This window comes from Sporomusa aerivorans (genome assembly GCF_041428895.1).
Taxonomy (GTDB): Bacteria; Bacillota; Negativicutes; order Sporomusales; family Sporomusaceae; genus Sporomusa; species Sporomusa aerivorans.
Window position 1 is genome coordinate 3,927,116 of record NZ_CP156926.1, and the last position, 13,245, is coordinate 3,940,360.

General features: G+C 46.0%; 18 protein-coding genes. 1 reads left to right on the top strand and 17 read right to left on the bottom strand.

What is annotated here, in order from left to right; genetic code table 11:
• Positions 1-4: 4 nt before the first annotated feature.
• Complete coding sequence (gene folP, locus SATMO3_RS18850) at positions 5-1,213, bottom strand: dihydropteroate synthase (RefSeq protein ID WP_371371277.1); 1,209 nt, start codon at positions 1,211-1,213, stop codon at positions 5-7.
• A gap of 122 nt (positions 1,214-1,335) precedes the next feature.
• Between folP and SATMO3_RS18855 the strand changes: the two genes are divergently transcribed.
• Positions 1,336-2,388: a nicotinate phosphoribosyltransferase gene (locus SATMO3_RS18855; RefSeq protein ID WP_371371278.1), complete on the top strand. Its 1,053-nt coding sequence runs from the start codon at positions 1,336-1,338 to the stop codon at positions 2,386-2,388.
• A 60-nt stretch (positions 2,389-2,448) separates the two neighbouring features.
• Here SATMO3_RS18855 and SATMO3_RS18860 read toward each other — a convergent pair whose 3' ends face one another.
• From SATMO3_RS18860 to ffh, 16 genes are all read right to left on the bottom strand, one after another.
• A complete protein-coding gene (locus SATMO3_RS18860; protein WP_371371279.1) occupies positions 2,449-3,210 on the bottom strand; it encodes a YgcG family protein in 762 nt (253 codons plus the stop codon).
• Positions 3,211-3,231: 21 nt separating this feature from the next.
• Positions 3,232-3,786, bottom strand: coding sequence for a LemA family protein (locus tag SATMO3_RS18865; protein WP_371371280.1), 555 nt, complete (start codon positions 3,784-3,786; stop codon positions 3,232-3,234).
• 83 nt (positions 3,787-3,869) lie between these two features.
• Positions 3,870-5,399 (bottom strand): YifB family Mg chelatase-like AAA ATPase, encoded by a 1,530-nt coding sequence (locus SATMO3_RS18870; RefSeq protein WP_371371281.1) that lies wholly within the window; start codon positions 5,397-5,399, stop codon positions 3,870-3,872.
• A gap of 20 nt (positions 5,400-5,419) precedes the next feature.
• The gene (locus tag SATMO3_RS18875; protein ID WP_371371282.1) at positions 5,420-5,776 is read right to left on the bottom strand and encodes a YraN family protein; all 357 of its coding nucleotides are present in this window, start codon (positions 5,774-5,776) and stop codon (positions 5,420-5,422) included.
• Positions 5,777-5,793: 17 nt separating this feature from the next.
• Entirely contained in the window at positions 5,794-6,084 is a 291-nt protein-coding gene (locus SATMO3_RS18880; protein ID WP_371371283.1) for an EscU/YscU/HrcU family type III secretion system export apparatus switch protein, read from the bottom strand.
• A 39-nt stretch (positions 6,085-6,123) separates the two neighbouring features.
• Entirely contained in the window at positions 6,124-6,903 is a 780-nt protein-coding gene (locus SATMO3_RS18885) for a ribonuclease HII (RefSeq protein ID WP_371371284.1), read from the bottom strand.
• Between the two features lie 135 nt (positions 6,904-7,038).
• The gene (gene ylqF, locus SATMO3_RS18890; RefSeq protein WP_371371285.1) at positions 7,039-7,899 is read right to left on the bottom strand and encodes a ribosome biogenesis GTPase YlqF; all 861 of its coding nucleotides are present in this window, start codon (positions 7,897-7,899) and stop codon (positions 7,039-7,041) included.
• A gap of 43 nt (positions 7,900-7,942) precedes the next feature.
• Positions 7,943-8,470: a signal peptidase I gene (lepB, locus tag SATMO3_RS18895; protein WP_371371286.1), complete on the bottom strand. Its 528-nt coding sequence runs from the start codon at positions 8,468-8,470 to the stop codon at positions 7,943-7,945.
• A gap of 84 nt (positions 8,471-8,554) precedes the next feature.
• Entirely contained in the window at positions 8,555-8,896 is a 342-nt protein-coding gene (gene rplS / locus SATMO3_RS18900) for a 50S ribosomal protein L19 (RefSeq protein ID WP_084575455.1), read from the bottom strand.
• A gap of 132 nt (positions 8,897-9,028) precedes the next feature.
• Positions 9,029-9,604, bottom strand: a complete 576-nt coding sequence (locus SATMO3_RS18905; protein ID WP_371371287.1) for an RNA methyltransferase — start codon at positions 9,602-9,604, stop codon at positions 9,029-9,031.
• A 2-nt stretch (positions 9,605-9,606) separates the two neighbouring features.
• The gene (gene trmD / locus SATMO3_RS18910) at positions 9,607-10,353 is read right to left on the bottom strand and encodes a tRNA (guanosine(37)-N1)-methyltransferase TrmD (RefSeq protein ID WP_371371288.1); all 747 of its coding nucleotides are present in this window, start codon (positions 10,351-10,353) and stop codon (positions 9,607-9,609) included.
• A gap of 11 nt (positions 10,354-10,364) precedes the next feature.
• Positions 10,365-10,886, bottom strand: coding sequence for a ribosome maturation factor RimM (gene rimM, locus SATMO3_RS18915; protein ID WP_371371289.1), 522 nt, complete (start codon positions 10,884-10,886; stop codon positions 10,365-10,367).
• The gene (locus SATMO3_RS18920; RefSeq protein WP_371371290.1) at positions 10,870-11,286 is read right to left on the bottom strand and encodes a YlqD family protein; all 417 of its coding nucleotides are present in this window, start codon (positions 11,284-11,286) and stop codon (positions 10,870-10,872) included. Before SATMO3_RS18920 ends, rimM begins: the two co-directional genes overlap by 17 nt.
• 38 nt (positions 11,287-11,324) lie before the next feature.
• The gene (locus SATMO3_RS18925; RefSeq protein WP_371371291.1) at positions 11,325-11,552 is read right to left on the bottom strand and encodes a KH domain-containing protein; all 228 of its coding nucleotides are present in this window, start codon (positions 11,550-11,552) and stop codon (positions 11,325-11,327) included.
• A 30-nt stretch (positions 11,553-11,582) separates the two neighbouring features.
• Positions 11,583-11,855 carry a 30S ribosomal protein S16 gene (gene rpsP, locus SATMO3_RS18930; protein WP_371371292.1) on the bottom strand — a complete coding sequence of 91 codons (273 nt, stop codon included), beginning with the start codon at positions 11,853-11,855 and terminating at the stop codon, positions 11,583-11,585.
• Between the two features lie 45 nt (positions 11,856-11,900).
• Complete coding sequence (gene ffh, locus SATMO3_RS18935; RefSeq protein ID WP_371371293.1) at positions 11,901-13,241, bottom strand: signal recognition particle protein; 1,341 nt, start codon at positions 13,239-13,241, stop codon at positions 11,901-11,903.
• Positions 13,242-13,245 lie beyond the last annotated feature (4 nt).

Here is a 13,245-nt window from a genome sequence, read left to right on the forward strand (position 1 = left end):
TGTATTACCTCCTATGATATTTAGCATTAATCATGGCATCTGTCATGCGAGTAATACGTGCTATCTCCTTGACATCATGAACACGAACTATATTGGCCCCCTTGGTAATACCTAAGGCCACAGTGGCTGCTGTCCCTTCCACCCGGTCCTCTGGTGGTGCATCTAATATTTCGCCGATAAACCGTTTCCGGGAAGTACCTAATAGCACCGGCATTCCCATTGATTTAAGCTCGTCCAGACGGGCCATTACAACTAAATTATCGGCAGGTTTTTTACCAAACCCAACCCCCGGATCAATAATAAAATTATTGATGTCGATACCGGCAGCTTTACCAATCTCTACGCTTTGACGTAAAAATTCAAGAATATGCGACATTATGTCCCGCTGGTACTCTGTTCCTTCCTGATTATGCATAATTACAACAGGCGCATTAAATTCGGCAACTACTTTTGCCATATCAGGGTCAAACTGCAGGCCCCATATATCATTGATGATATGTGCGCCTGCCTTAAGCGCCTCCCGGGCAACTGAACTTTTATAAGTATCAATGGAAACAGGCACACTGGAAACAGCAAGAACTTTTTCCAATACAGGCATAAGCCTGTCCATTTCCTCCTCGGCCGAAATAGTTTCTGACCCATAAGGTCTGGTGGACTCGGCCCCTATATCAATAATATCTGCGCCATCACGAATCATTTGCTCGGCATGCTTTAGAGCGGCGTCAAGATCATTAAATTTCCCACCGTCGGAAAAAGAATCAGGGGTAAAATTTAAAATCCCCATAACCAGCGTCTTTTCCGGAGATATTGACAAACTATGCCGCCCGAGCTGATAGGTCCGCTGCGGAAAGGCCTCGGTAGCGGCAATAATAGCTTCTAATTCTTCTGCTATTTTTTTTAATCCCCAAGGCTGCACTTTAAGCTGGGGAATGCTTTGTTTAAAATGTTTTAAACTGCCGCTTAACAATACGTCGGTATATTGATCACTAAAATCGGCTGTCCCGCGGGAAACAGATGCTTCCCCACCTTTGGAAAGAAAGGTTTGTTTCAAAATTAGCGCGGCTTTACTTAATACATTTTCCACTTTTATCGTCTTATACACGGCTTTACCAGACATAATCGCTACTCCACCAGGGTCACAATTGACCCTTAGCAGTTCCTTCCGGGCCTGTTCCTGGCTATTTATCTCAATTATCCGCATATTATATGGCATTCGAGTCCTCCCCTATTGCAGCAAAATATAGTTTTATTGTATCATAAAATTATGTAGAATAAAGATTATTATGCAAATTTTAGAAAATTACGTTTGTTTGCTATATTTTAGGAGGCACTATTATGAAGCAACGCCTATCGCCTGAATTGTTTAATCTGCCTGTTGAGCAAATAAAAAGTGGCTTTTATAGTGACAGCTATTTCATGCGAACCCGGGAAATTCTCATTAAGGATGAGCACCGTCCAACAGTAGTCATACAGGTTTTTCAACGGCAGCATGCTGTTGTCTGCGGCCTTGACGAGGCTATAGCCATTATCAAAAAATGCGCTCATAACCCTGATAGTTTAAGGCTACACGCCTTGTACGACGGGGATCGGATTGAACCGTGGGAAACGGTGATGACAATCGAGGGAGATTTAGCCAACTTTTCTCATTTGGAAACAGTATATCTGGGTTCCTTATCCCGTCAGACCAAAATAGCTACTAATGTACACAAAGCAGTCGAAGCTGCCAACGGTAAACCGGTACTGTTTTTTCCTTCCCGGTTTGACCATTATGCAGTCCAGGCGTCTGATGGCTATGCTGCCCACATCGGAGGTGTAGCTGGTGTTTCCACCCCTGCCAACGGAACACTTTGGGGAGCCGAGGCCCTTGGCACCATTCCTCATGCTTTAATTGCGGCTTATGGCGGCGATACCCTTCGTGCGTCCAATGCTTTTGATATGCATATAGATCCCCAATTAAACCGGGTCGCCCTGGTAGATTTCACAAATGATTGCGTTGGTACGGCTCTGGCAGTAGCCAGAGAAATGAAAGATAAACTGTGGGCCGTTCGTCTGGATACCGCCGATACCCTTGTCGACGTGTCAGTGTTGCCACATATGGGAACCTTCAAACCTACCGGCGTGTGCCAGCAACTGGTGCTAAATGTTCGCAAGGCACTGGATGAAGAGGGATTTAGGCATGTAAAAATAATGGTGTCTGGTGGTTTTACTGCTGATCGCATTCGCCAGTTTGAAGCGGCCAGTGTGCCTGCTGATATCTACGCTGTAGGCAGTAGTTTGTTCAATGACAATATTAACTTTACGGCAGATATCGTCATGACAAATGGAAAGCCTTGTTCCAAAGTGGGCCGCAGTTATCGTCCAAACCCCCGGCTGGAACTGGTAGAATAGAAAAAGGCTGAGGAAAAACTTTTGCAAAGTTATCCTCAGCCTTTTAAATATTGTTTTAACTCACCATTTGCGGCTTGAACCGCCGCCGCCGCCGGAACCGCCACCGTAGCCGCCGCCACCTCCACCACCGCCGCCACCACGGATCCTAAGCAGTGAAAGAATCAGGTACGTAATACTGCCGCCGAGAAATACCCAATCAAAAATCAGCAGCGCCAAAGCGCCGGCCGCGAATGCCAACTGGGCCCACCAAGGCAAAGTATCCCACCATGATTGACTGGCAGCAGCATGAACTTTAGCTGCTTTGGCGTCAGTACTGATATCAAGGTTATATTCCTTTGCGGCAACACTTACCACTGCCTGATAACCATTCCAGATTCCCTTATTATAATCACCGGCGGCAAAGTGCGGATGCATATAGCTGTCCTGGATTGCTCCGGTTTTGGCGTCATTCAGCGCGCCTTCCAAGCCATAACTTACTTCGATCCGCGACTGCCGGTCATTGACCGAAACCAGCATTAGCACGCCATTATTGAGTTCTTTATCCCCTATTCCCCATTTTCTGAGAACAGCTAAGGCATAGTCTTCTATAGGGACGCCTTCCAGGGATTTTACTGTCAAGACAACAACTTGTGCTTTTGATTTGGCTGCCAGCTTACTGCCTAAACTGTTAATTTTATTTTTGGTTTCAGAATCTAAAACACCGGCAAGGTCTTGAACATATATGCTCTGCGTAGGCGTAGACGGAATTTGCGGCTGAGCCCAGGCAACAGTTGACAGGAGTACGTACAGGGCTAAAAACAGCCAAGTCAGCCTTTTAATCATATATTATCCTCTCGCTGGGCCTTAAAATTTAACTTGGGGAACCGCTTTGGCGTCTTCTTCCGCCTTAAAGTATTCTTTCGGACCAAACCCCATCATCCCTGCGAATAAACTTGTGGGCAAAGACCGTATTTTTACGTTATAGACCTGTACTGCATCATTATAATCTTTACGGGCAACGGCAATACGGTTCTCAGTGCCGCTAAGCTCGTCCATAAGGGCCCGGAAATTAGCGTCAGCTTTTAGATTCGGATAGTTCTCTGCCACCATCAAGAGCCGGCTGAGGGCTGAATTTAATTCCGCATCAGCCTGAGCCTTATTGACCGGCCCTTGTGCGCCAGCTAGCTTGGCCCGGGCGTCGGCAACCGCCTGAATAGCCTGTTGTTCATGAGCGGCGTACCCCTTTACAGTATTAACCAAATTAGGAATTAAATCGGCCCGGCGCTGTAGCTGATTTTCAATCTGACTCCATTTCCCGGTGACGTTTTCATTCATACTAACCAGTGTGTTGTAGCTAAACATGGCGCTTACCAACAGAGCGCCTACTATAGCGATAATTATCCATACTGACTTATTCATGTAAAAACCTCCTTTGCATTTTAGAAGATCCTTCTTAGTTATTATATCTAGCAGAGTTAAATATATCTTTAATCATAAGGTAATTATTTCCTGGAAATATTTTGAAGGCCACTGCGGAACTGGACTGCTTCCGCAATATGTACTGCTTCTATTTTATTCGAACCACTAAGATCGGCAATTGTCTGCGCCACTTTTATTATTCTGTCATAGCCACGGGCGCTTAGATTCATACGTGTAAAGGCCTGTTTTAAAAGACTAACTGCATCAGAGGTTAGCTGACATAAGGCTTTAATATGCTTATGCTGCATTTGTGCGTTGGCATGAAGTCCGTAATGTTTGAGACGCTGCTGCTGAATAGCTCTTGCCTTTTCCACTCTTTGGCGAATATCTGCCGAAGATTCCTGTTGTATGTCTTTTACCAAATCAGTGTATTCCAAGCGCGATACATGAATGGTCAGATCAAGTCTATCCAGCAGTGGACCCGAGATTTTTTTCTGATAACGACGAATATCGGCCGGAGTACACGAGCACTCCCTAAGCGGATCCGAGCTAAATCCGCAGAAACACGGATTAAGGGCTGCGACAAGCATTAGCTTAGCCGGAAAAGATAATGTGGCATTAACCCGTGATATAGTAACTTCACCGTCTTCGAGAGGCTGGCGCAATACTTCCAGCACCGCCCGGGGAAATTCAGGCAGTTCGTCCAGAAAAAGGACGCCATTATGACTTAATGTAACTTCACCAGGTCTGGGAACAGTCCCGCCGCCTATCAACCCAGCCATAGATATCGTATGATGAGGGCTGCGAAACGGTCTTTCGGTAACCAAACCGATATTATCTTTGAGCATCCCGGCAACACTGTAAATCTTAGTTACTTCTAAAGCTTCCTGAGGCGTCATCGCCGGCAGTATGGTAGGAATTCTTTTTGCCAGCATCGATTTACCTGAACCGGGCGGGCCAATCATCATAACATTGTGAAAGCCGGCAGCAGCAATCTCTAGAGCCCTTTTAGCAACAATCTGCCCTTGCACATCGGCGAAATCAAGCGCGGCATCACCGGTTGGGCTCACCGAAGGCAAAGAAGTTACCGGTTCCAATGCCTTCTCACCGGTAAGATGAGCGACAATCTCACATAGCGCTTCAGGTGCATACACGGTCAGTTGTCCGGCCAGCAGCGCTTCTTGTGCATTCTCCGGGGCTACCATCATTTCCGGTATGTTTTTATCCTGGCAGTTGACGGCCATTGATAATATCCCGGAAACAGCCCGCAGCCTGCCTTCCAGTGATAGTTCACCGGCGAACACCTGGTTGCGGCAACTGACCGGGATTACCTGCCCGCTTGCCGCCAATATGCCGATGGCAATCGGCAAATCTAGTCCTGAACTGTCTTTTTTGATATCAGCCGGTGCCAGATTGACTGTTATCCGCCGGCCGGGAAATTCATACCCGCTGTTTTTTATTGCGGCCCGGACGCGTTCGCGTGATTCGCGTACTGCTGTATCTGGCAAACCGACAATATCAAGACCGGGAATGCCGTTGGCAATATCTACTTCAACTGTTATCAGCACACCGTTTAAGCCTAAAGTCGTAGAGCCAAAAGTTTGTGCAAACACTGGTTACCCCCACAGTAAAATTAGTTGCCAAACGCATTTATTATATGATTACAACGCAATTCATCCCGCAATAGATAGACTTCCAGAATATCGAACCGGCAAGCAGTATCGTTAAGCCCGCGCTGGCTGAGAAAACAGAGTGCAGCATTGATTATTTTCTGCTGCTTGCGTAAAGTAACAGCCTCGGCAGGAAACCCATAGGCAACCGAACGTCTGGTCTTAACCTCTACAAAAACCAGAAACTCCTTGTCTTTGGCTATAATATCAATTTCGCCAACCTTAGCCCGATATTTCGTCGCCAGAATCTTATACCCCAGATTATTCAGGTATCGTACAGCTAACTGTTCGCCACTGTCACCGATATCAATATGGTTCATACTCTTCCCTCGACACTTTAGATAAATCGCTTGCCGATTTGCTGGTCCAGGCGATAAATATACGCCAATACTTCCGCAACCGCCTGGTATAATTCCGGCGGTATCTCCCTGTCAAGTTCCACAGCCAGCAGCATCGCCGTAAGGGTTTTATTCTGATATACGGGTATTCCGTGTTCTTTAGCTGAGCTTAGTATATTACCGGCAACCAGGCCTGTCCCTTTGGCCACAACTTTCGGTGCTTTATTATCCTGTTCATCATATTGAAGAGCAACAGCCTGCGTAATATTGTTACGTTCCGGTTCTGGCAATATATCATCTCCTCAGGGCAAGCATATATACAGCTGCATTTATTGTTGTTCTGCGGCTTTAACCGGCGCAAAACTGCGGCGATGGTATTCACATGGCCCATACTTGAGAAGGGCATTCATATGCTCTTCCGTACCATACCCTTTATGACGTTGAAACCCATACACGGGGTACTTACAATCAAGTTCATTCATTATTCGATCCCGTTCAACTTTAGCAATAATAGAAGCGGCTGCAATGGAAGCGCTGATTTGATCACCACTGATTATTGATTCAGACGGAACGGTAAGCCTTGGCAGAGGCACAGCGTCAATCAGTACTGCCTGCGGCGCTGGTGTCAATCCCTCAATCGCTTGGTACATACCAGCTATAGTGGCGTGATAAATATTAAGATTATCAATAGTCTCCACACTTACAATAGAGCGGCTGACAGCTATGGCAACCGCCAGGATCTCCTGATATAGCTTTTCCCGTTGTGCAGCCGTAAGTTTTTTGGAATCGTTCAATCCTGGCAAATAGCAATCCGGCGGCAAGATAACGGCACCGATAACGACAGGACCGGCTAATGGTCCCCGGCCGGCTTCGTCGATACCGGCAACTAAATTGTAGTCCTGCTTTTGCAATAAACGTTCATACTTATACAAGGCCAAAACTCGCTCATTTTCCTTTTGAGCCTTCTGCTGCCGCGCCTCCCATTTATCTACTATACGTTGTACGGAAAGGCGTGCATCCTGTTTTAACTTGTTAATTATATGTAAGGAAATATCCTGTTGCGATAATAGCGCCGTAATCTGCGCAACTGTCATCCGAGCTGTATCCACATGTAAACCTCCAAAAGTATATGGATTTACTATTCTTGATAAAACGCTGTAAATCCTGCCGGTATAAACCAATAATAAAAGAACGGCCAATAAATATTAGCCGTTCTCAAACATCCCATTTATATTACAGCAAAATCATTCACCCATATTGGAATTATCAAGGGTAAATTGCCCTAGTTTGCCGGAACGAAAATCAGTAAGAATAATCCGACGGGCTTTTTCTTCATCAACGGCGCCGCCGCTTCTCAGGCAGCCGCGTTTGGCGCCAATAAGCGCCAATAGCTCGGCGGTATCTTCCGGCAGCTCTGCCTGCAGCAATTTGTATCGCTCACGCAGGCGCTCACTGTAGTTTTCTTGCAATATTTCCAAAAGCCTGAGAATCACTTTTTCCATATCGTATATATCGTCTTTGATCGCGCCGGTAACAGCCAGTTTAAAAGCGACTTCCTGATCATCCATTTTGGGCCATAATACGCCGGGAGTATCTAACAGTTCAAGGTTTTTGCCTACCTTTAACCACTGCTGTCCACGCGTCACACCAGGCCTGTCGCCCGTCTTAGCGGTTGCAGTACCTAACAGCCTGTTGATCAGGGAAGATTTGCCTACATTGGGAATACCTAAGATCATTGCTCTTACAGCCCGGCCTTTTATGCCTTTTGCCGTCAGTTTAGCAATTTTTTCGCTGGCTTCTTGTTCTACTTTGCTAACTAATTCTTTCGTCCCCTTCCCGCTGGCAGCGTCTAAACTAACGGTTGTTAAACCCTGACTGCGGAAATGACGAATCCATTCACCCGTACGCCCCGCTTCCGCTAAATCAGCCTTGTTAAGGGCCACTACCCGGGGCTTGGAGCCAATCAGCTCGGCGATAATGGGATTGGCACTGCTTACCGGAATACGTGCATCTAACAATTCAATCACGACATCAATAAGGCTTAGTTGCTCACGAATCATACGCTGGGCTTTGGCCATGTGACCAGGAAACCAGTGAATGTGCATTGAATCACACTCCTTACTAAGAAACAGATACTATAGTGTATTGTTATGGCAATGTTTTTATGTGGTCAAGCGGCCAAAAAACAGTAATTGCTTTACCTTTGATGAGTTCCAGCGGGACAAAGCCAACATCTTTGAAACGGCTGTCTTCCGAATTATTGCGGTTATCGCCCATTACATATATATGCCCTTCCGGAATTGTAACCAAAGGATAGGAACCCCGGGTACGTTCCAGAATATAAGGTTCATTCAAAAGCTGGCCATTAAGAAAAACCCGGCCGTCTTTTATCTCTACAGTGTCACCGGCAACCCCGATTACCCGTTTAATAAAATCACGGCTGGGGTCCCGGGGATAACGAAATACTAATACTTCTCCCCGTTCAGGCGCTTTAAACCTGTAAATGAATTTATTAACAACCAGCCGCTCGCCGTTAACTAACGTTGGCCGCATGGACGGTCCTTCGACCATATAAAGTTCCACAATAAAATACCGGATAAAAAAAGCCAATACTATAGCTATGAGAATAGATATTATCCAGTCTTTTACCTCTTCCCCCAGCTTGGTACTATTCACAGTTTTCCTCCTTTCAAAATAGGTGATTCACCCATCGGGAGATATGAAGAAAAGGGACTGAAATCAGTCCCTGAACACTTCGCTTTAGCGTTTTTCTTTGATACGAGCTGCTTTACCGGTAAGATTACGCAGATAGTAGAGCTTGGCTCTGCGAACAATACCGCGGCGCATTACTTCGATTTTTTCAATACGTGGAGAATGAACCGGGAAGGTACGCTCAACGCCCACATTATAGGAAACGCGTCTTACCGTAAAGGTTTCACGTACACCGCCGCCCTGGCGATTAATTACTACGCCTTCAAAAACCTGAATACGTTCACGGCTACCCTCAACAACTTTTACGTGAACACGTACAGTGTCGCCTGGCTTGAAGGACGGAATATCCTGCCGCAGCTGCTCTTGTTCCAAAATTTGAATAATATTCATTTAACTTCCTCCTTATATCAGACGTTCATACCATATGCAGAGGACCGTCCGTATTACACAAAAGATATTATATCACATATTACCCGGCAACTCAACTAACAATACACTAATCAACTGGAAAAAAATCAGAACTTAGTCTACCCACCAATGTTCACCTAGCAAACGGTCAAGAATGATGGCAACCGCCGCCCGGACAGGCAAGTGGTTATACGTTCCCGGTCCATAAATAGGTTCTAATATATAGCCAAACTGCTTCATTACCGAATTCTCCATTCCCCAGCCAGTGCCAAACAAAAGCAGACAAGGTCTTTCCTTTTTTTCCAGCTCCCGTTGCAGCGCCCTGTAAGAAACAGTATTTGCATATTTGCGGGCATCAGTAGTAACTACCAGCGGAGGAATCCCCTCCCGGTCGGTAACATAGTTAATGGCCGCTGCAATATCGGGAATAACTTCCACAATGCTTAACGCTTCTTTGCGGTCGGGATTATATTGCCCACCGTAACCATCCTGCCAGTAACTGATAATTTCTGCCGCCAATGCTTTCTGAGCATCATGCGGGTGAATAATGAAATATTTCAGTACATCATATGTCCTGGCTGTACGGGCAATATCATGGATATCAAAATTCGTAATGGCGGTAGTTACTATCTCATTATTTTTATTGTAAATCGGATAATGTACCAAACCTAAATATACAGGCAATGCCATATTCAGCCTCCGGCCTGTTCAGACTTTATTTCTTGCAAAAGTTTATGGTCCTGGGGAGTAAGCTCAATATTGTCCAATAGATCCGGCCTGCGGGCTAGCGTTATCCGCAATGATTCTTTCCGCCGCCACCTTTCAATTTTGGCATGATCCCCAGATAAGAGTATTTCCGGTACTTCCCAGCCGTTAAATTCACGCGGTCTGGTATACTGCGGGTATTCCAGGAGTCCGTTATAAAAAGAATCATGCTGCGCGCCATCGTCTGCGCCAAGCACTCCCGGCAGCATTCTGGCTACAGCATCTGTAATCACCATGGCTGGCAATTCGCCGCCGGTAAGTACATAGTCACCGATCGAAACAGCCTCATCAATAACATATTGTTGTATACGATCATCAATCCCCTCATAGTGACCGCAGACGAGTATTAGTTGTTCATAGCCGGCCAGTTCCCTGGCCTTAGCCTGGTCAAAGGGCTGTCCTCCCGGACACATCAGCACGATGCGCCTGTTTGCTGAAGCGACTGCATTTACTACGTTTTCAACAGCGCGGAATATCGGTTCCGGCTTCATAACCATACCGGAACCGCCGCCAAAAGGATAATCATCAACAATACGATGTTTATCATAAGCAAAATCCCGGGGATTGGTTACATGAACAGCAAGCAGCCCACTGTCCTGAGCACGCTTTAAAATGCTGTGTCCTAAGGGACCTGTAAACATCTCGGGAAACAACGAAATAATATCAATTCGCATAACAGCCTCAGTTAGTCTATTTCTTCCTGGAGTTTAACTATTATTTGCTTGCCGGCGATGTCGATTTTTTTTACTACTTCTTTAATAGCCGGGATTAATAAATCCTGCTTGCCTTGTTGTTCAACAACATATACATCGTTACTCCCCGGTTGCAGCACATCGGTTATACATCCCAGGTGTTCCCCGTCTTCAGTGACAACAGCAAGACCAATAATATCGAAAATATAGTACTGGCCTGCCGGCAGCTTAACCAAATCCTGCCGCCCGATCTTTATTAGTTTACCACGCAGGCGTTCAGCATCATTCATGGTATTAAACCCGGAAAATTTAAGTAAAATCATTTTTTTATGCTGCCTGGCTGACTCCAGTTTCAGCTGGCCTACATCATCAACATATGCTGCTTTAAGGTCGTCGAATCGGTCCGGAAAATCGGTAAGCGGCAAAATACGAACGTCACCCCGCACACCGTGCGGGGCAACAATTTTACCAATAGTAATCAAATCATTGTCAGACATATTAATTACGGAAAGCAATGATTTTGCCGTCTTCCAGCAAAATCTCAGTTGCCATGATCTTATGAAGATCATCACCGACGTTCACGGTAACAACTCTGTCCATAGTACCTTGAACGATTTCCGCACCAATTTCCAATTGAGCTGTTTCCTTAAGTTTTTCCAGCATATGATTTTTAAAATCAAGTCGCTTCTGCCGCTCAGCATCAATCTGCTGACGCAAGGCAATAAGTCCCTGAGCATCTTGTTTAGCCTGCTCAGTCATCATGCGTTTAGCATGAAATTCGATTTGCTGGAGTTCAACATCGGCCTTTTTAATAGCTTCTTGAATTTCAGCCGCCAAGTGCGCTTTGAGCTCCTCGGTTACTTTGGCTTTAACGGTTACCGGACACTTAATTGTCAAGTTTTCGATACTGGCCATTCATTCCACCCCTTCGGTTTTGAGATTAACAGTTTTAATTATATTATTTCCACCATTACTCGTTTGTTTTCCCGGGTGGCGGCAGCCTTAACCACAGTGCGAATCGCTTTGGCAATACGCCCCTGCTTGCCGATAATCTTCCCCATATCTTCCGGGGCCACATGCAGTTCATACACTGTACCCGAATTATCGGATGTCTCGCTAACATTGACTTGTTCCGGGTTTTTGACTAACGCTTTGGCGATAACTTCGACTAATTCTTTCATGTAGTTATCACGCCTCGTTTCTACGCTTCTTTATTTGGAGCGCTTTACTTCATCCCATTTTTTCAGGATGCCGGTTTTGCTGAACAAATTCTTAACAGTATCAGTAGGTTGAGCACCTTTTTGCAGCCACTCAATGGCTTTTTCTTCGTCAATCTTGATAACTGCCGGTTCAGTAGTGGAATCATAATGACCCAGATTTTCAATAAAGCGTCCATCCCGCGGCGAACGGGAATCGGCCACTACTACACGGTAGAAAGGACGTTTTTTAGCGCCCATACGCTTTAAACGGATTTTAACTGCCATAATAAGTCACCTCCTTCACAGAATATCATTTATATAGATGGATGATCAACGCATAAAAGGAAGCTTAAAATTCGGTTTCTTGCCGCTCTTTTGCATTTCCTGGATACGTTTCATCATTTTCTTAGCTTCGCCAAATTGCTTAAGTAGCCGGTTAACATCCTGAACCCTTGTACCGCTCCCCAGAGCAATACGCTTACGGCGGCTACCGTTAATAATGGCGGGATCGCGTCGTTCCTTGGCGGTCATCGAGCGGATAATGGCAATAATATGTTTAACCTCTTTATCGTCAAAATCCATTCCCTGCAGTTGCTTGATCTTTCCCATGCCCGGCAGCATGCCTAATATTTGGTCAAGTGGTCCCAGTTTGCGAACCTGCTCAATTTGCTCCAGGAAGTCATCCAGGGTAAACTCCTCTTTCCGGAGTTTTTTCTGCATTTCCTGGGCCTTTTCAAGATTTATGGCCGATTCAGCCTTTTCTATTAAACTGAGTACATCACCCATACCGAGGATGCGTGATGCCATGCGGTCAGGATGAAATGGCTCCAAAGCATCGAGTTTTTCGCCCATGCCGGCGAACTTAATGGGTTGGCCGGTAACCGCCTTGATAGAGAGCGCAGCGCCGCCGCGGGCATCACCGTCAAGTTTAGTCAGGATAACACCATCAATGCCAAGATCATTGTTAAATGTCTCAGCCACATTAACGGCATCCTGTCCGGTCATCGCATCAACAACGAGCAAGATCTCATGCGGCCTGACAGTCTGCTTGATGGACTTCAGCTCATTCATCAGTTCTTCATTGATGTGCAGTCGTCCGGCAGTATCAATGATCACGATATCCCGGGCCATCATCAATGCCTGGTCAACAGCTTTCTTAGCAATATTGACCGGGTTTTCCTGTCCCATGGTAAATACCGGTATTTCAAGCTTTTCGCCCAAAACTTCCAATTGTTTGATCGCGGCCGGCCGGTAGATATCGGCAGCCACCATCAGCGGCCGTTTACCTTGGCGCTTTAAAAGATGCGCCAGTTTACCGGCAGTTGTTGTCTTACCTGCGCCTTGGAGGCCAACCAGCATTATGACGGTCGGCGGCCGGGAGGCGATAGCAATACGGCTTTGCGTTCCTCCCATGAGATTGGTAAGCTCTTCATTAACTATTTTTATAACATGCTGAGCAGGCGTCAGACTCTCCAGAACTTCCTGGCCTACCGCCCGCTCTTTGATTTTTGCCACCAAATCTTTTACTACTTTGAAGTTTACGTCGGCTTCCAAGAGAGCCATCCGTACCTCTTTGAGAGCCTCGGCAACATCACTTTCCGATAGTTTGCCTCTGCCGCGCAACTTTTTAAAAGTCTGTTGCAGTTTATCGGCCAAACTTTCAAAAACCATCTAT

Bases quoted from the DNA above. Each gene is read 5' to 3' on its own strand.
- ylqF (WP_371371285.1), bottom strand. From the start codon at position 7,899: ATGCACATTCACTGGTTTCCTGGTCACATGGCCAAAGCCCAGCGTATG.
- ffh (WP_371371293.1), bottom strand. From the start codon at position 13,241: ATGGTTTTTGAAAGTTTGGCCGATAAACTGCAACAGACTTTTAAAAAG.
- folP (WP_371371277.1), bottom strand. From the start codon at position 1,213: ATGCCATATAATATGCGGATAATTGAGATAAATAGCCAGGAACAGGCC.
- SATMO3_RS18855 (WP_371371278.1), top strand. From the start codon at position 1,336: ATGAAGCAACGCCTATCGCCTGAATTGTTTAATCTGCCTGTTGAGCAA.
- rpsP (WP_371371292.1), bottom strand. From the start codon at position 11,855: ATGGCAGTTAAAATCCGTTTAAAGCGTATGGGCGCTAAAAAACGTCCT.
- SATMO3_RS18925 (WP_371371291.1), bottom strand. From the start codon at position 11,552: ATGAAAGAATTAGTCGAAGTTATCGCCAAAGCGTTAGTCAAAAACCCG.
- SATMO3_RS18920 (WP_371371290.1), bottom strand. From the start codon at position 11,286: ATGGCCAGTATCGAAAACTTGACAATTAAGTGTCCGGTAACCGTTAAA.
- SATMO3_RS18875 (WP_371371282.1), bottom strand. From the start codon at position 5,776: ATGAACCATATTGATATCGGTGACAGTGGCGAACAGTTAGCTGTACGA.
- trmD (WP_371371288.1), bottom strand. From the start codon at position 10,353: ATGCGAATTGATATTATTTCGTTGTTTCCCGAGATGTTTACAGGTCCC.
- SATMO3_RS18905 (WP_371371287.1), bottom strand. From the start codon at position 9,604: ATGGCATTGCCTGTATATTTAGGTTTGGTACATTATCCGATTTACAAT.
- SATMO3_RS18865 (WP_371371280.1), bottom strand. From the start codon at position 3,786: ATGAATAAGTCAGTATGGATAATTATCGCTATAGTAGGCGCTCTGTTG.
- SATMO3_RS18860 (WP_371371279.1), bottom strand. From the start codon at position 3,210: ATGATTAAAAGGCTGACTTGGCTGTTTTTAGCCCTGTACGTACTCCTG.
- rplS (WP_084575455.1), bottom strand. From the start codon at position 8,896: ATGAATATTATTCAAATTTTGGAACAAGAGCAGCTGCGGCAGGATATT.